Origin of the sequence: Methylobacterium soli, assembly GCF_008806385.1 — a bacterium.
Taxonomy (GTDB): Bacteria; Pseudomonadota; Alphaproteobacteria; order Rhizobiales; family Beijerinckiaceae; genus Methylobacterium; species Methylobacterium soli.
Window position 1 is genome coordinate 42,448 of record NZ_VZZK01000016.1, and the last position, 15,336, is coordinate 57,783.

Genomic DNA, 15,336 nt, shown 5'->3' on the forward strand with positions numbered 1-15,336 from the left:
CGCCATGGCGCCCGCACATCGCGATCCCCGGATTCCGGCCCCCGCATCGGGCAAGCCCTGGCGCAACGCCGCCCTGGTCGGCGCCTGCCTCGTCCTGGCCGCCCTGCCGGTCCTGCTCGGGGCCAGCAACTACCTGCTCGGGCTCCTGATCTCGGCGCTGATCCTCTCCGGCATCGCCCTCGCCTGGGCGCTGCTCGGCAATCTCGGGGGCATGGTCTCCTTCGGTCACGCGGCCTTCTTCGGGGTCGGGGCCTACGCCTCGGCGCTGATCTCGGCGCGGCTCGGGGTGCCGGTGCTCCTGGCGATCCCGCTGGCGGGCCTCTGCGCCGCCCTGAGCGCCCTCGCCATGCTGCCGACGCTGCGCCTGTCCGGCCCCTATTTCGCCCTGGCGATCCTCGCCTACGCGCAGATCTTCCGCATCCTCGCCACCGAGGCGACCGGGCTCACGGGCGGCGGCGCGGGCCTGCAGCGCTTCCCCGGGCTGCCGACGATCCTCGGCCTCGATCTCGGCAGCCGCACCGGCAGCTACGGGCTCCTCGTCGCGATGGTCGCCCTCAGCGCCCTCGCCTACGAGGCGATCCGCCGGAGCCACGTGGGCACGGCGCTCCGGGCCATCGCCCACAGCGAGGACGCGACCCGCGTCGTCGGGGTCAACAGCGTGCTCCTGAAAGCCTGGATGCTGCTGCTCTCGGCCTTCATGACCGGGGTGTTCGGGGCGCTGAACGCCCACATCATCGGCTTCCTCGAGCCGGCCTATGCCTTCTCGGGCCTATGGAGCGTGATGCCGATCATCGCGGCGATCTTCGGGGGCTACCGCACGGTCCTGGGGCCGATCGGGGGCGCCATCGTGATCTACCTGTTCGATCAGCTGGTCGCGAAGGACCTGATCGCGGTGGGCCACCAGATCCTGCTCGGCCTCGTCCTCGTCGTCATGGTCCTGATCGCCCCGAACGGCCTCCTGGGCCTCCTGAAACGCCGCGCGGGAGGGCGTCCCCATGCTGACGCTTGAGGCCGTCACGGTCCGGTTCGGCGGCCTCGTCGCCCTGCGCGAGGTCTCCTTCGGGCTGCAGGCCGGCGAGATCCTGGGCCTCGTCGGGCCGAACGGGGCGGGCAAGACCACCCTGTTCAACGTCATCTCGGGCCTGACCCGGGCGCGCGGGACGATCCGGTTCGAGGGGCGCGACATCACGGCCCTGCCGCTGCACGCGCGGGCGCGGGCGGGGATCGGGCGCACCTTCCAGATCCCGCAGCCGATGAAGCACCTCTCGGTGCGCGAGAACCTGACGGTGGCCCAGGTCTTCGGGGCCGGACGCCACGATCCGGCGCGGATCGAGGAGATCCTCGACGTCATGGAGCTTCGCGCGCAGGGGGACCGGGACGCCGAGGGCGGCCTCGCCCTGCAGGAGCTGAAGCGACTCGAGATCGCAAAGGCCCTGGCCACCGAGCCCCGCCTCCTCCTCCTCGACGAGGTGCTGGCGGGGCTGGAGAGCCAGGCCAAGCGCCAGTTCATGGGGAAGCTGAAGGAGCTGCACGCCCGCTTCCGCCTCACCATCGTGATCGTCGAGCACGACATCGAGACGATCTCGGGCCTGTGCTCGCGGGCGGTCGTGCTGAATTTCGGGCAGGTGATCGCCGACGCCACCCCGGCCGAGGTGTTCCGCAACCCCCTCGTGGTCGAGAGCTACACGGGGACGGCCGATGCTTGAGACCCGCCGCCTCCGCGCCGGCTACGGCCACATCACGGTCCTGTGGGACCTCTCGCTCCGCTTCCGCGCGGGCGCCCTCACGGCCATCGTGGGGCCGAACGGGGCGGGCAAGACCACCCTGCTGCGCGCGCTGACGGGCCTCGTGCCGCATGCGGGCGAGATCCTGTTTCAGGGCGAGCGCCTCGTCAGCCGCACCAGCGATCTCGCGGGCGCCGGCCTCGTCATGGTGCCGGAGGGCCGCATGGTCTTCCGCGACATGTCGGTGGAGGAGAACCTCCATCTCGGCGCCTATCCGAAGCGCTGCCGCGGCGATCTCGGGGCGAGCCTCGACCGGGTCTACGGCCTGTTCCCGCGTCTGCGCGAGCGCCGCCGCCAGGCCGCCGGCTCCCTGTCGGGCGGCGAGGCGCAGATGCTCGCCATGGGACGCGGCCTGATGTCGGCGCCGCGCGTCCTGCTCATCGACGAGCCCTCCCTCGGCCTCGCCCCCGTCATCGTCAAGGAAGTGTTCGAGATCATCGCCCGCCTCAAGCAGGAGGGCACCACCATCGTGCTCATCGAGCAGAACACCCGCGTCGCCCTCGGGGTCGCCGACGACGTGCACCTAATGCGCGGCGGCCGGGTCCTGCTCAGCGAGCCGGCCGCGCGCGTCGACCTCGACCGGCTGCACGACCTCTACTTCGCGCGGGAGGCGCAGGGCGCATGACGCATTCTCCTCTGCCTCCCGCCCCTCTGCCTCCCGCCGCGCTGCCCCCCGCCCTCGAGGCGCGGCTGCCGCCGGCCCTGCGCGGAACGCTCACGCTCCCGGTCGTCGCCGCACCGATGTTCATCGTCTCGGGCCCCGAGCTCGTGGTCGCCCAGTGCCGCGCCGGGGTGGTGGGCGCGTTCCCGGCCCTGAACGCGCGCGCGCCGGACAGCCTCGACGCCTGGCTCGCCCGCATCGGCCGGGACCTGGCGCGGGCGCGGGCAGCGGAGCCGGAGCGCCGGATCGCGCCCTTCGCCGTCAACCAGATCGTCCACGCCTCGAACGACCGGCTGGCGCAGGACGTCGAGACCTGCGTCCGGCACCGCGTGCCGATCGTCATCACTTCGCTGCGCCCGCCCGACGCGGTGGTGCGCCCGATCCAGGCCTATGGGGGTCTCGTGTTCCACGACGTCACCACCCTCCGGCACGCCGAGAAGGCGCTCGAGGCCGGCGTCGACGGGCTGATCCTGGTCTGCGCCGGCGCGGGGGGGCATGCCGGCACGCTGAGTCCCTTCGCCCTCCTGGGCGAGGTCCGGCGCATCTATGACGGGCCCGTGATCCTGTCGGGCGCGATCACCACGGGAAGCGCGATCCTGGCGGCCCAGGCCATGGGCGCCGACCTCGCCTATATGGGCAGCCGCTTCATCGCCACCGCCGAGGCGAACGCGGCCCCCGCCTACAAGGCGATGATCACCCGCGCGCGGGCGGCCGACATCGTCTACACGCCCTTCTTCACCGGCGTGCCCGGCAACTACCTGGCGCCCAGCATCGCGGCGGCCGGGCTCGACCCGGAGGCGCTGCCGGGGGCCGACAAGAGCGCGATGAGCTTCGGCAGCGGCCGCGCCAAGCCCTGGCGGGACGTCTGGGGCGCGGGGCAGGGCGTCGGGACCATCGCCGACATCCCGACCACCGCCGACCTCGTGGCGCGGCTCGGCCGGGAATACGCCCAGGCCCGGGCGCGGCTGATGCCGGCCGATGCCGGCTCGCCCGCGCTGGGATCGGCAGAACCGGGATCGGCAGGATGGGAGGAGGCCTCGTGAGCGACACCGTCATCGTCACCGAGCCCGGGGAGGGGATCCGGCTCGCCACCCTCTCCCGTCCGGCGCGCCGCAACGCCCTCGACCGGGCGACCTACGCGGCGCTCGCCGAGGCCGTCCGGGCGGCCGGCGCGGACGAGGCCGTGCGGGTGCTGGTGCTCACGGGCGCCGAGGGCTGCTTCACCAGCGGCAACGACTTGGCGGATTTCCGGGACGTCGCGGAGACGGGCGAGGAGAGCGCGGGCCTGCGCTTCCTCAAGGTCCTGGCCGCCTGCCCGAAGCCCGTGATCGCGGCGGTGGAGGGCTTCGCCATCGGCATCGGCACCACGCTGCTGCTGCATTGCGACCTCGCCTATGCGGGGCGGGGTGCGCGCTTCCGCCTGCCCTTCGTGCCTCTCGGGCTGTCGCCGGAGGGCGCGTCTAGCTACCTGCTGCCCCTGGTCGCCGGCGCGAAGAAGGCCACGGAGCTCCTGATGCTCGGCGAGGTCTTCGGGGCGGAGGCGGCCGTCGAGGCCGGCCTCGTCAACGCGGCGACCGAGGCGGGCGGGGCGCTCGATTCCGCCCTCGACCGGGCCCGGGCGCTTGCCGCCCTGCCGCCCGCCTCCCTCGCGGCCACCAAGCGGATGCTGCGGCGGGGCCAGGCCGAGATCGTCGCCAGGACCTTCGAGGAGGAGGCCCGCACCTTCCACGCCCTGCGCCGCGGCCCCGCGGCGCAGCAGGCCTTCGCGGCGTTCTTCGCCCGATGACCGAACCCGCGAACCTCCCGCCGGGCGAATCCGCCGGCCCCGATCCGGACGAGGCCGGCGGCCCCAAGGACGACCGGCACTTCGTGACCGCCCTCGCCCGGGGGCTTGCCGTCCTCGCCTGCTTCGGGCGCGGCCGGACCTTCATGGCCAACCACGACATCGCCGAGGCCTGCAACCTGCCCCGATCCACGGTCTCGCGGCTGACCTACACGCTGACGAAGCTCGGCTACCTCCACTACGTCGAGGAGGTGGGCAAGTACCGCCTCGGCACGGCCCTGATCGCCCTGAGCTCGACGGCTCTGGGCGGGCTCGACGTGCGCCACATCGCGCGGCCGGCCCTGCGGGAGGTCGCCAACTTCGCCAATGCCTCGGTCGGCCTCGGCGTGCGCGACCGGCTGAGCATGCGCTACGTCGATTGCCAGCGCGGGCCCGCCGCCATCGCCCTCAACCTCGACATCGGCTCGCGCATCTCCCTGCCCCGCAGCGCCATGGGCCGGGCCTATCTCGCCGTCTGCGACGCGCGCGAGCGGGCCGCGATCTACGACGAGCTCTGCGCCCTCGATCCGGTGGCCTGGCCGAGGCTGCGCGACAGCATCGAGCGGGCCATCGCCGAGTATCGGGAGATCGGCTGCAGCACCTCGTTCGGCGCGTGGCAGGACGAGGTCAGCGCCATCGCGGTCGGCTTCCACCCGGGCGGCGGCCTCCCCGCCATGGCGGTCAATTGCGGCGGTCCCACCGTCATCACCGACCCGCGCACCCTGATGGAGGTGGTGCGCCCCAAGCTCATCGAGGCGGTCCGCGACCTCGAGGGCGTGATGGGAGCCTGACGCCCCGCCGGGGCCAGACGCCCCGCCCCGGGCCCCACATCTCGAACGGGGGCCGCCCCCTCGCCTCTCGGAGACGCCCCATGCCCGACGACGCTTCCGCCGACCTGCCGCTCTCGGGAATCCGCGTGCTCGACCTGTCCCGCGTCCTGGCCGGGCCCTGGTGCGCCATGGTGCTGGGCGATCTCGGCGCCGACGTCGTCAAGGTCGAGCATCCCGGGCGCGGCGACGACACCCGCGATTGGGGCGTGCGCACGGGGCCGACGCGCACCTCCTATTTCGACAGCGTGAACCGCAACAAGCGCTCGATCGGCGTCGACCTCGCGACCCCCGAGGGCCTCGCCATCGTCCGCGGCCTCGCCCGCGAGAGCGACGTGGTGGTGCAGAACTTCAAGACCGGGGGCGCCGACAAGCTCGGCCTCGGCTACGCGGCGCTCAGCGCCGAGAACCCGCGCCTGATCTACTGCTCGGTCTCCGGCTACGCCTCGGACGGGCCGGAGGCGACGCGCCCCGGCTACGACCTCGTGGTGCAGGGGGAGGCGGGCCTGATGGCGCTGAACGGCGAGGCCGGCCGGCCGCCCCTGAAATTCGGCCTCGCGGCGGTGGATCTGTTCACCGGGCAATACGCCGCCCAGGCCGTGCTCGCCGCCCTGTTCCAGCGCGAGCGCACCGGGCGCGGGCGGCACGTGGAGCTCGCCCTCTACGATTGCGGCGTCGCCCTCACCGCCTATTACGGCCTGGAGGCGCTGGCGCAGAACGCGGATCCGCCCCGCTACGGCAACGCCCACCCCTCCATCGTGCCCTACGGGGTGTTCGAGGCGGGGGATGGGCCGGTGGTGCTCACGGTCGGCACCAACGCGCAGTTCCGCCGCTTCTGCGAGGCGGTGCTAGAGCGGCCCGACCTCTGCGCCGATCCGCGTTTTTCCACCAATCTCGACCGCGCGCGCAACCGCGCGGCCTTCATCCCGATCCTGGAGGCGGAGCTTGCCCGCTGGCCGCGCGCGACGCTGCTGGCGCGCCTGCGCGAAGCGGGCATTCCCTGCGGCGAGGTGCTGGGCCTGCTCGAGGCCCTGACCTCGGAGCGCTCGCGCGCGGCGGGCCTCGTGGTCGCGGCGGGCGAGGGCGCGCCGACGCGCGAGGGGTCCGCCCAGGGTCCGGCCGCCCATGATCTGACTGCCCATGATCTAACTGCCCATGATCTGACTGCCCATGGTCCGGCCGCTCATGGTTTGACTGCCCATGTCTTGGCGCCGCCCTACCGGCTCGACGGGGCGCGGCTGCCGGTGCGCCGGATGCCCCCTGCCCTCGGATCGGCCGGCCCCGAGATCCTCGGCGAGCGCCTCGGCCTCTCGGAGGCGGAGCGTGGGGCCCTGGTGGCCAAGGGCGTGCTCCGCTGAAGCGTCCCGATCGCTGCCGGAGGCGGGCAGCGCTCAGCAGGCCGCGACGTTGACGGCGAGGCCGCCGAGCGCCGTCTCCTTGTATTTCGACTGCATGTCGGCGCCGGTTTGGCGCATGGTCTCGATCACCTCGTCGAGGCTGACCCGGTGCTGACCGTCCCCCCGCAGGGCCAGGGAGGCGGCCACGATCGCCTTGTTGGCCCCGAAGGCGTTGCGCTCGATGCAGGGGATCTGCACCAGGCCGCCGATCGGGTCGCAGGTCATGCCGAGATGGTGCTCCATGGCGATCTCGGCGGCGTTCTCGACCTGGTAGGCGCTGCCCCCGAGGGCCGCCGCGAGGCCCGCCGCCGCCATCGCGGCCGCCGAGCCGACCTCCCCCTGGCAGCCGACCTCCGCCCCCGAGATCGAGGCGCGGCGCTTGATCAGCCCGCCGATCGCGGCCGCGCTCAGCAGGAAATCGCGCCCGCGCGCATCCGACCATCCGGGGCAGAAGTCGCGGGTATAGCGCAGCACCGCCGGCACGATGCCGGCCGCCCCGTTCGTCGGCGCCGTGACGACGCGCCCGCCCGAGGCGTTCTCCTCGTTCACCGCGAGGGCGAACAGGCTGATCCAGTCCATGATCTCGTGGGCGGGCCGGTCGTTGGCGAGGCGGCTGCCCTCCAGGGCCTCGTGCAGGCGCCTGGCCCGGCGCCGGACCTTGAGGCCGCCGGGCAATTCGCCCTCCTGGCGCAGGCCCCGCTCGATACAGGCGAACATGGCGTCGCGGATCGCGTCGAGGCCTGCCTCGATCGCCCCCCGCTCCCGCTGGGTCAACTCGTTGGCGAACTGCACCTGCGGCACGCTCAGGCCCGTGCGGGCGCAGAGATCGAGGAGCTCGGCCCCGCTCGCGAAGGGCAGGGCGGCCTCGGCGAGCAGGCCCTCGGTGCCCTCCTGCGCCCCCACCACGAAGCCGCCGCCGATCGAGTAGAAGTCCTGCTCGGACAGGCACGTCCCTGCCGCGTCGTAGGCGCGGAAGCGCATGCCGTTGGTATGGCGCGGCAGGATCTCCGTCAGGTTGAAGACGAGGTCGGAGCCGGGGTCGAAGGCCGCGCCCGCGGGGCTGCCGGGGATCGCGATGCGGCGCGCCGCCGCGAGCCCGGAGACCAGCCCGGCGACCGCGTCCGGATCGACGGTGGCGGGGTCCTCCCCGAGGAGGCCGAGGAAAATCGCGATGTCGGTGCCGTGCCCGCGCCCGGTCCAGGCGAGCGACCCGAAGATCTCGGCCCGGACCCGCCGGGTGGCGGGACCGAGCCCCGCGCGGAAGCGGGCCGCCGCCACCATCGGGCCGACCGTGTGGGAGCTCGACGGGCCGATGCCGATCTTGAAGAGATCGAAGGCGCTGATCATGGGGACCTGACGGGCGAGGGTTGGGGCAGGCGTCTCTCGCACTTCGTGCGGGCCGGGGGTGCAAGCAAGAACGGGACGACGACAGACGGGGCGCGATGACACATCCGGGACCGGACTTGAGCCGCGCGCAGGGGCCGCGCGCAGGCTTGCGCCGCGATGAAGCTTGCCTTGCGCTGAAGCTTTCCCCGCGATGAAGCTTGGCCGGCCTTCCGCGCGTTGGCACGGCATCCTTCCCTTCGCGAGAGCGCCCTGATGCCGCGTCCGACCTCCCCCGCTTGCCTGCTGACGGCCCTCCTCGCCGGATCGCTGCTGGCGGGCCCCGCCCTCGCCCAATCCTCGGATTTATCCTCCGCCCCGGCCCGCGCGGGCGGCGCCACGCTGACCAAGGTCGCCGACTTCGCCCATCAGGTCACCGGCGTCACCGTCTCGAAGGACGGGCGCCTCTTCGTGAACTTCCCGCGCTGGACCGAGGACAGCGCGGTCTCGGTGGCCGAGCTGAAGGACGGCCGGCTCATCCCCTTCCCGGACGACGCCTGGAATGCGTGGCGCAACGCCAGGAAGGACGAGCTCTCGGCGAAGGACCACTGGGTCTGCGTCCAGAGCGTGGTGGCCGATTCCCGGGGCAATGTCTGGGTGCTCGACCCCGCCGCCCCCGCCATGGCGGCGGTGGTCAAGGACGGGCCCAAGCTCGTGGAGATCGACCTCAGGACCAACAAGCCCGCCCGCATCATCGCCTTCGACGAGAGCGTCGCGCCGCAGGGCTCCTACCTCAACGACGTGCGCTTCTCGCCCGACGGCAAGACCGCCTACCTGACGGATTCGGGCGCCAGTGGGGCCCTCGTGGTGGTCGATCTCGAGAGCGGGCGGGCCCGGCGGGTCCTCGACGGCGACCCCTCGACCCAGCCGGACAAGAGCGTCACCGTCACGGCCGACGGCAAGCCGCTGCGGCGCCCCGACGGGCGCGGCGTGGAATTCGCGGCCGACGGCCTCGCCCTCGCGCCGGACGGCAAGACGCTCTACTGGCAGGCGATCAAGGGCAAGACCCTCTACGGCATCTCGACGGAGGCGTTGACGGGCTGGCTCACCGCGGCGGTGGTGCCGAGCGGGCTCGCCGACAAGGGCCTGTCGGGCAAGGTCGAGACGATCGGCGAGAACGGCCCGGCCGACGGGCTCGTCATCGCGCGCCGCGACGGGCGGATGTACGTCACGGCCCCCGAGGAGAACGCCGTGAAGGTGCGCGACCTCTCCGCCAAGGGCAGCAAGCCCGCAATGCTCGTGCAGGATGCGCGCCTGCGCTGGCCCGACACCTTCGCGGAGGGGCCCGACGGCACGCTCTACCTCACGACCTCGCATATCCAGGACTCGGCCTTCTACAAGCCCGACGCGCCGGCGGCCCTCCCGACCGAGCTCTGGAGCCTCAAGCCCGGCCCCGCCGAGGCCACCGGCTCGAGCGGCAGCCCGCCCGCCCGCTGAGGCGTTGATCCCGGGAGGCGCCGTCCTTAGGCGCCTCCGCCCGGTCTCGAGGGGCCCTGCCCGCCCGGACCTGGTGTATGGAACGCGCCCGCAGACCCGGAACCCGCATGACCGCGCACGCCCCTCGCCTCTCCCGCCGCCACGCCGATCTCGGGCCCGCCTTCTACGACGTCGTCGCGCCGGCCCGCTTCCCCGAGACGATCCTGCGCTACCGCAACGATCCGTGGGCGGCCCGCATCGGGCTGGGGGACCTGTCGGAGGAGGCCTGGATCGCGCATTTCGGCCGGTTCGAGCCCCTGCCCGGGAGCTTCCCCGAGCCGCTGGCGCTGCGCTACCACGGCCACCAGTTCCGCTCGTACAACCCCGATCTCGGGGACGGGCGCGGCTTCCTCTACGCGCAAGCCCACGATCTCGCGGACGGGCGCCTCCTCGATCTCGGCACCAAGGGCAGCGGCCAGACGCCGTGGTCGCGCGGCGCCGACGGGCGCCTCACCCTGAAGGGGGGCCTGCGCGAGGTGCTGGCCACCGCGATGCTGGAGGCGCAGGGGGTCAACACCTCGAAATCCTTCAGCCTGATCGAGACCGGCGAGGCTCTGGAGCGGGGCGACGAGCCCTCCCCCACCCGCTCGGCCGTGCTGGTGCGCCTCAGCCACGGGCATATCCGCATCGGCAGCTTCCAGCGCTTCCTGGCGCTCGACGAGCCCGACGCCCTCGTGCGGCTCCTCGACCACACGATCACGACCCACATGCCGGAGCTCTGGCGCGACGATCTCGCCGACCGGGCGGTGGCCTTCCTCGAGGGGGTGAGCGGGCGCGTCGCCCGGACCGGCGCGCAATGGATGGCGGCAGGCTTCGTGCACGGGGTGCTCAACACCGACAACATCAACGTCACGGGCGAGAGCTTCGATTACGGCCCCTGGCGCTGGCTGCCCCACAGCGACCCGGATTTCACGGCGGCCTATTTCGACAGCCAGGGCCTCTACGCCTATGGCCGCCAGCCCGAGGCGCTGTTCTGGAACCTGAGCCGGCTCGCCGATTGCCTGCTGCCGCTGGCCGACCAGACGCGGCTCGAGGCGGCGCTCAAGGGCTTCGGCCCGCAGCTCCAGGACGCCTTCGCGGAGAGCCTGTTCGCGCGGCTCGGCCTCGGGCCGGCGGAGGAGACGGCGACGCACCGCTTCGTCGCGGTGTTCTGGCGCTTCCTCGCCGAGAGCCGCGCCCCCTTCGAGCAGACCTTCTTCGACTGGTACGGGGGCCTGGCGAGCCTGGAGCGGGCCGCCCGCAGCCCCGCGGCGGCCTTCTACGCGAGCGAGGGCTTCGCCCCGGTGCGCGAGGCCCTGGGAAGCCTGCAGCCCGCCCCGGATGCGCGCCTCGACCACCCCTACTTCGCCGCGCCGAGCCCCTGCACCCTGCTGATCGACGAGGTCGAGGCGATCTGGGCGCCGATCGCGCAAGCCGACGACTGGTCCCTGTTCCGGGCAAAGCTCGCGGCGATCGACGCCATGGCGCAGGCCTACGGCACGGCGCCGGAGCCGGTGCCGACGGCCTGAGACCGCGGCGGCGAAGCCGCGACGGCGAAGCCGCGGCTCACTCCTTCGGCTGCTCGGATTCCGCCTCCCGGCGGCGGGCCTCGTCGCGGCCGGCCGCGATGCCGAGATCGACCGCGCGGCGGGTCAGGCGCAGGCCGAGCCAGAACAGGATGGCGCAGAGCGCGACGGCGGCGGCGATCTTGACGGGCTGCATCGCCGCAGGTCTAGCACGCGGAGGCGGGCGCAGGGATGCGGGCGCAAGGGACGCGGGCGCAGGGATGCGGGCGCAAGGGACGCGCGTACAAGAGGGACGCGCGTACAGGGACGCGGTGCCGCCCCGGTGCAGGCGCGGGCCGGATCCCCTATCTGTTCCGGGAGACCGTCACCCTCCCCCGAGCGGAGCCGCCGAAGCCTTGAGCCTGCGCGAGACCTTTCACATCGAAGTCCTCGGCCCCGAGGAGGGCGAGGTTCAGACGCGGATCTCCGTGCGCACGCAGGATCTGGAGGGAGCGCGGGAGCGGGCCCTGCGCCTGTTCGCGCGCGCCCGGGTACCGCAGCGCTCGGGCGCGCCGGCCGAGGCCGTGCGGGTGATCGACGGGGCGGGGCGCGAGGTCTTCCACTGGACGCGCTTCGACGCGCAGGACTGATTCTCCTCGCGTGGGCAGCGCCCTATCTCCCGGTGACGCCGCCCTCACCCGGGACGCCATGCGCCTGCTCTCCGCCCTCGCCCTGTTCGTTCTCCTCGGGCTGCTGTTCGTGCGCAGCTACACGGTCCCGCCCGCGCCGGACCGGCGCGGCGGCACCACGGTCTCGCTCGCCTGGCCGAACCGCCCGCTCTTCGGCAGCCCCCGGGCCGATTGCCTCGCCACGCCCGAATCCGAGCCCGCCATCGCCTGCCTGATCGCCTCGGTGAACCGGGCCCGGTCGGCCGGAATCCCGCTCCTGTCGCTCGGCTTCTGCGCCACCTGCTACGACCTCTCGCAGCGCATCGCCCTGATCGGCCGCGACGAGGCCGCCGCGCAGGCCCGCCTCGCCCAGATCGCCCGGTTCGGCTGGTGAGCCCGCCCCGGCGCCGCAGGAGGCCCGGGGAACAGTTCCGCGCGCTGATCCTTGTCCCGAGGACCATCCCCGCACGACCCGGCGCTCCGCAGCCCAGGGTCGTGGGCTTCAGGACGACACCGCGATGACGCTCAGGTCCGAGACCCCGCCCCCGCCCGCCGACCTCGCGGCCGGCGCAGCGCCCGATTCCGCCCAGCCGACGACGGCGCAGCTCAAGGCCGACATCGACCGGGGCCGCACCGGCGACAAGGTGGCGCATTACGATCCGGGCCTGTCGCAGCTCGGCACCGACGACGAGGCGGCGGGCAACCCGAACGCCCCCGACCGCATCCGGCTGGCCCGCGAGACCGAGGCCGCCTCGCCCCGGGTCCGGGCGGCCGCCGACCCGCATGGCAGCCGCAGCTGGATCCTGCCGGCCTTCTTCGGGTTCATCGTGGCGGTCGGGGTGGTGGTCGGCCTCGCCCTCTGGCTGCTGCGCTGAGGGCGCGGCGACCGGGGCGTCAGGCCGCGTCTCCAGGATGCGCGTCGAGCCGCGCGCCCCCGCGGCGCGCGGCCCTGATCCGCGCGACCCGCTCCCGCGCCCGCTCCAGGGCCGCCGCGAGGGGAAACAGGGGATCGCCGCCCTCCCCCTCGATCAGCGTGTGCGCGAGGCGGCGGCGCCCGGTCCAGAACATCTCGGCGAGCCGGTAATCGGCGCCCGCGCAGGAATCCACCCGCGCGAGGCTCGGATCGGCCAGGACCGCCTGCGTCAGCCGGTGGACGAGCTGCACGCCGGGGGAATTGCGCGCCTCCGCCTCGTCATGGGCGATCTTGAGCCACCAGGCCTCGCGGCCGGTCGGCCCCTCCCCGGTGATCGGCAGGATCGCGGCCGCGAGGGTGCGCGAGCCGCGGCGCAGGCGGTCGATGCGGATCCGGCCCTCGGCGCCGAGCGCCCCGACCATGTCCCGCAGGAAGGCGATCTCGGCCGGGCGATCGGCGACGGCGGTGCCGGCCCGGCCCTTCCAGCCCGCCCCCTCGAGGGCGATGTAATCCTCCAGCGCCGCGGCGAGCGCCGCGGGGGCGCGGGCGGTCTCCAGGGTGACGGGCCCCTCCGCCTCCAGGCGGGTGAGGAGCTGGCGCAGCTTGCGCCGCCGCTTGCCGGGCATGTGGTCGAGATAGGCGGCCCGCGCCGCGGGCGCGCAGGCGCCGAGGTCGAGGACCCCGCGCGCGTAGGGCCAATACGCCGCCCGCCGCAGGCCGGCCCGGGCGGCCTGCCCGGCCAGGAGGTCGGCGAAGGGCCCCTCCCGCGGCAGGGTGGACATCAGCAGGCGCGGCGGAAGGCCGAGCGCCTTCGGGGCGGCCAGGAGGCCGGCGAGCGCCCGCTCCGGCGCGTCGCCCGCCAGCAGCGGCACCCCGAGGGCGCTGAAGCCGTGGGTCCAGCCCATCAGGACGCCCAGCGGCAGGCCCCAGCGGGCCCGCGCGCGCAGGAACGGCCACAGGGCGAGGATCCGGGCGCCCGCCTCTTCCGGGGGCCGGTCGGCCACGAGGAGGAGCCGCACGCCGGCTCCGAAGGCCGGGGCCGCCGCGAGGGCGTAATCCGCCTCGTAGAAGGGGTTCGCCGCGAAGGCGGCCCGCCCGAGCGCCGCCCAGGCCGCCCGGTAGGGCGCGGCCGGATCGAGGGGGCGCAGGGCCGCCACGAGGTCGTTCCCGAGGCTGCGCGTCGGATGCTCGGGGGGCGCGCTCATCGGGCCGCGCGCCGCCGGCGCAGGAGATCGGCGACGCCGACGATGTTGAAGTGCCACGCGGCGGCGAGGAAGCCCGCCGCCAGCACGGCGAGCCGGGCGGCCTGCCCCGGGGCCGCGTGGCCGCCGGGCATCAGGCCGATCCCGTAGAGGAGCGCCCCGCAGGCGGCGGCCGCGAGCGCGATGCCGAGGACGTCCAGGACGGGCACCGGCATGCGCACCCGGTCGCGGGCGGGGGCGAGGCGCGCGCCCAGGACGAAGACGAGGCAGGCCAGCCCCTGGCCCGCCACGAAGGCGAGGGCCGCCCCCATCACCCCCATGCGGGGGATCAGCAGGAACGAGAGCCCCGCCACCGCGACGAGGAGGACCAGCGAGGCGAACGCGTCGAGATGGCTCGTGCGGGTGAAGTAGATCACCTGCCCGAAATAATAGGAGCGGAACATCAGGATGATGCTGGCGGCGAGCAGCACCGGCGCCAGGGTCACGGCCTGGGCCCGGTAGCCGGGCCCGAGCAGGATCGCCACGATGAGGTCGTCGAAGCTGAGGACGAAGACCGCCCCGAAGGCGGCGACCAGGGTCAGGGCCCGGGCCGCATCCCGCAGGACCGGGACGGCCGCCGCCATGCCGCCCGCCCGCGCATCCCGCTTGGCGATGGAGATGAGCGAGAGGGCGACGCTCTCGCCGAACATGACGAAGCTCTGGCGCAGGAAATCCGCGATGGCCCCGTAGGCGCCGAGCTCCTCCGCGCCGACCATCCGGCCGATGATCAGGCGGTCGCTGGTCTGGGCGAGCGCAGCGATGCCGAAGGACAGGATCAGCGGCCAGCCATAGGCCACGAGCCGCCGGGCCTCGGCGCGGCTCGCCCCGCCGCGCAGGACCGGCAGGATCGTCCGCAGGGCCGGCAGGGCCGCGAGCAGGTTGGCGCAGGCCACCGCGAGGACGAGGTCGACCGGATCGCCCGTCGCCGCGAGCACGAGGCTGCCGAGTCCGAGGACCAGCACCGCGCGGGCGACGATCGCGAGGGCGACGGCCCCGGCCGCGAGGCGCGCCCGGGCGATCTCGCTCGCGGCCTCGAACAGGGTCATGCCCAGGACGGCCGCGACCAGGACGGCAGCGGTGCGGGGGCTCGTCAGCCCCAGGAGGGCGGCGAGCCCCGCGACCATCCCGGCCACGACCAGCATGGCGGCGAGGAGGCGCGCGACGGTGGCCACCTGCGCGGGCGCGCGCGCCTCGTCGTAGAGGGCGAAGAACGAGAATTTCGGCCATTGGCAGGTCGCGCCGTAGAGCACCAGCACCCAGGACAGCACGAACAGGTAGGCGCCGTAGGTCTCCACCGGCGCGAGCCGGGTGAAGACCGCGACCGAGGCCATGTTGAGGGCGGCGGCGAGGCCGCGCGCGCCGACATACAGAAAGGTGTGACGCGCGATCATCCTCGAGCCCGGGAATGCGTCCTGCGCCGACGGGCGGCCATGAGGCGCGGCGTCGCGCGCGGATGCCGCGGCCCGACCGGCCGTGGCGGATCGGGCTGTAGCACGGCCGCGCTCTCCTGCGGGGGCGGATTGCCCCATGGCGGAACGCGAATGTGCCATGATGGCGTGGAGATCCGGCCTCGATTGCATGGCGGCCCTGCATCCGCACGGGTCGTGCCGTGCGGCCACGCATTGACTTCGCAGCTGCGAAGCCGCATATCGCGGTTGCAGCGTCAGCGGCCGTTTAGCG

Annotated in this window: 16 protein-coding genes; 12 read left to right on the forward strand and 4 right to left on the reverse strand. The window is 73.9% G+C overall.

Going from position 1 to position 15,336, the window contains the following annotated elements; translation table 11 throughout:
* The first annotated feature begins 4 nt into the window (after positions 1-4).
* The 7 genes from F6X53_RS16150 to F6X53_RS16180 all read left to right on the forward strand — a co-directional run bounded on the left by F6X53_RS16150 (position 5) and on the right by F6X53_RS16180 (position 6,452).
* Positions 5-1,009 (forward strand): branched-chain amino acid ABC transporter permease, encoded by a 1,005-nt coding sequence (locus F6X53_RS16150; protein WP_151001237.1) that lies wholly within the window; start codon positions 5-7, stop codon positions 1,007-1,009.
* Positions 996-1,706 carry an ABC transporter ATP-binding protein gene (locus F6X53_RS16155; protein ID WP_151001238.1) on the forward strand — a complete coding sequence of 237 codons (711 nt, stop codon included), beginning with the start codon at positions 996-998 and terminating at the stop codon, positions 1,704-1,706. The genes F6X53_RS16150 and F6X53_RS16155 overlap by 14 nt, the downstream gene beginning before the upstream one ends.
* A complete protein-coding gene (locus F6X53_RS16160) occupies positions 1,699-2,409 on the forward strand; it encodes an ABC transporter ATP-binding protein (RefSeq protein ID WP_151001239.1) in 711 nt (236 codons plus the stop codon). The genes F6X53_RS16155 and F6X53_RS16160 overlap by 8 nt, the downstream gene beginning before the upstream one ends.
* A complete protein-coding gene (locus F6X53_RS16165) occupies positions 2,406-3,488 on the forward strand; it encodes an NAD(P)H-dependent flavin oxidoreductase (protein WP_151001240.1) in 1,083 nt (360 codons plus the stop codon). The genes F6X53_RS16160 and F6X53_RS16165 overlap by 4 nt, the downstream gene beginning before the upstream one ends.
* Complete coding sequence (locus tag F6X53_RS16170) at positions 3,485-4,231, forward strand: enoyl-CoA hydratase-related protein (protein ID WP_238296071.1); 747 nt, start codon at positions 3,485-3,487, stop codon at positions 4,229-4,231. The genes F6X53_RS16165 and F6X53_RS16170 overlap by 4 nt, the downstream gene beginning before the upstream one ends.
* Positions 4,228-5,058, forward strand: coding sequence for an IclR family transcriptional regulator (locus F6X53_RS16175; protein ID WP_151001242.1), 831 nt, complete (start codon positions 4,228-4,230; stop codon positions 5,056-5,058). Before F6X53_RS16170 ends, F6X53_RS16175 begins: the two co-directional genes overlap by 4 nt.
* Positions 5,059-5,138: 80 nt before the next feature.
* On the forward strand, positions 5,139-6,452 hold the full coding sequence (locus tag F6X53_RS16180; RefSeq protein ID WP_151001243.1) for a CaiB/BaiF CoA transferase family protein: 1,314 nt from the start codon (positions 5,139-5,141) through the stop codon (positions 6,450-6,452).
* Between the two features lie 33 nt (positions 6,453-6,485).
* Here the strand turns inward: F6X53_RS16180 and F6X53_RS16185 are convergent, their stop codons facing one another.
* Positions 6,486-7,838, reverse strand: coding sequence for an L-serine ammonia-lyase (locus F6X53_RS16185; protein WP_151001244.1), 1,353 nt, complete (start codon positions 7,836-7,838; stop codon positions 6,486-6,488).
* A 252-nt stretch (positions 7,839-8,090) separates the two neighbouring features.
* On the opposite strand from F6X53_RS16185, the gene F6X53_RS16190 reads away from it, so the two are divergent.
* Positions 8,091-9,311: an SMP-30/gluconolactonase/LRE family protein gene (locus F6X53_RS16190; RefSeq protein ID WP_151001245.1), complete on the forward strand. Its 1,221-nt coding sequence runs from the start codon at positions 8,091-8,093 to the stop codon at positions 9,309-9,311.
* 107 nt (positions 9,312-9,418) lie between these two features.
* Positions 9,419-10,858 carry a protein adenylyltransferase SelO gene (locus F6X53_RS16195; protein ID WP_151001246.1) on the forward strand — a complete coding sequence of 480 codons (1,440 nt, stop codon included), beginning with the start codon at positions 9,419-9,421 and terminating at the stop codon, positions 10,856-10,858.
* A 37-nt stretch (positions 10,859-10,895) separates the two neighbouring features.
* Here the strand turns inward: F6X53_RS16195 and F6X53_RS32430 are convergent, their stop codons facing one another.
* On the reverse strand, positions 10,896-11,051 hold the full coding sequence (locus F6X53_RS32430; protein WP_191970865.1) for a hypothetical protein: 156 nt from the start codon (positions 11,049-11,051) through the stop codon (positions 10,896-10,898).
* A gap of 205 nt (positions 11,052-11,256) precedes the next feature.
* Here F6X53_RS32430 and F6X53_RS16200 point away from each other — a divergent pair, with 205 nt between their 5' ends.
* From F6X53_RS16200 to F6X53_RS16210, 3 genes are all read left to right on the forward strand, one after another.
* The gene (locus F6X53_RS16200) at positions 11,257-11,484 is read left to right on the forward strand and encodes a hypothetical protein (RefSeq protein ID WP_151001316.1); all 228 of its coding nucleotides are present in this window, start codon (positions 11,257-11,259) and stop codon (positions 11,482-11,484) included.
* Positions 11,485-11,494: 10 nt separating this feature from the next.
* Positions 11,495-11,896 carry a hypothetical protein gene (locus F6X53_RS16205; RefSeq protein ID WP_238296070.1) on the forward strand — a complete coding sequence of 134 codons (402 nt, stop codon included), beginning with the start codon at positions 11,495-11,497 and terminating at the stop codon, positions 11,894-11,896.
* Between the two features lie 124 nt (positions 11,897-12,020).
* Positions 12,021-12,377 (forward strand): hypothetical protein, encoded by a 357-nt coding sequence (locus F6X53_RS16210; RefSeq protein ID WP_151001247.1) that lies wholly within the window; start codon positions 12,021-12,023, stop codon positions 12,375-12,377.
* Between the two features lie 19 nt (positions 12,378-12,396).
* Here the strand turns inward: F6X53_RS16210 and F6X53_RS16215 are convergent, their stop codons facing one another.
* Complete coding sequence (locus F6X53_RS16215) at positions 12,397-13,620, reverse strand: GNAT family N-acetyltransferase (RefSeq protein WP_151001248.1); 1,224 nt, start codon at positions 13,618-13,620, stop codon at positions 12,397-12,399.
* Positions 13,617-15,047, reverse strand: coding sequence for a lipopolysaccharide biosynthesis protein (locus tag F6X53_RS16220; protein WP_151001249.1), 1,431 nt, complete (start codon positions 15,045-15,047; stop codon positions 13,617-13,619). The genes F6X53_RS16215 and F6X53_RS16220 overlap by 4 nt, the downstream gene beginning before the upstream one ends.
* Positions 15,048-15,336: the final 289 nt, after the last annotated feature.

Bases quoted from the DNA above. Each gene is read 5' to 3' on its own strand.
- F6X53_RS16150 (WP_151001237.1), top strand. From the start codon at position 5: ATGGCGCCCGCACATCGCGATCCCCGGATTCCGGCCCCCGCATCGGGC.
- F6X53_RS16155 (WP_151001238.1), top strand. From the start codon at position 996: ATGCTGACGCTTGAGGCCGTCACGGTCCGGTTCGGCGGCCTCGTCGCC.
- F6X53_RS16160 (WP_151001239.1), top strand. From the start codon at position 1,699: ATGCTTGAGACCCGCCGCCTCCGCGCCGGCTACGGCCACATCACGGTC.
- F6X53_RS16165 (WP_151001240.1), top strand. From the start codon at position 2,406: ATGACGCATTCTCCTCTGCCTCCCGCCCCTCTGCCTCCCGCCGCGCTG.
- F6X53_RS16175 (WP_151001242.1), top strand. From the start codon at position 4,228: ATGACCGAACCCGCGAACCTCCCGCCGGGCGAATCCGCCGGCCCCGAT.
- F6X53_RS16180 (WP_151001243.1), top strand. From the start codon at position 5,139: ATGCCCGACGACGCTTCCGCCGACCTGCCGCTCTCGGGAATCCGCGTG.
- F6X53_RS16185 (WP_151001244.1), bottom strand. From the start codon at position 7,838: ATGATCAGCGCCTTCGATCTCTTCAAGATCGGCATCGGCCCGTCGAGC.
- F6X53_RS16190 (WP_151001245.1), top strand. From the start codon at position 8,091: ATGCCGCGTCCGACCTCCCCCGCTTGCCTGCTGACGGCCCTCCTCGCC.
- F6X53_RS16195 (WP_151001246.1), top strand. From the start codon at position 9,419: ATGACCGCGCACGCCCCTCGCCTCTCCCGCCGCCACGCCGATCTCGGG.
- F6X53_RS32430 (WP_191970865.1), bottom strand. From the start codon at position 11,051: ATGCAGCCCGTCAAGATCGCCGCCGCCGTCGCGCTCTGCGCCATCCTG.
- F6X53_RS16210 (WP_151001247.1), top strand. From the start codon at position 12,021: ATGACGCTCAGGTCCGAGACCCCGCCCCCGCCCGCCGACCTCGCGGCC.
- F6X53_RS16215 (WP_151001248.1), bottom strand. From the start codon at position 13,620: ATGAGCGCGCCCCCCGAGCATCCGACGCGCAGCCTCGGGAACGACCTC.
- F6X53_RS16220 (WP_151001249.1), bottom strand. From the start codon at position 15,047: ATGATCGCGCGTCACACCTTTCTGTATGTCGGCGCGCGCGGCCTCGCC.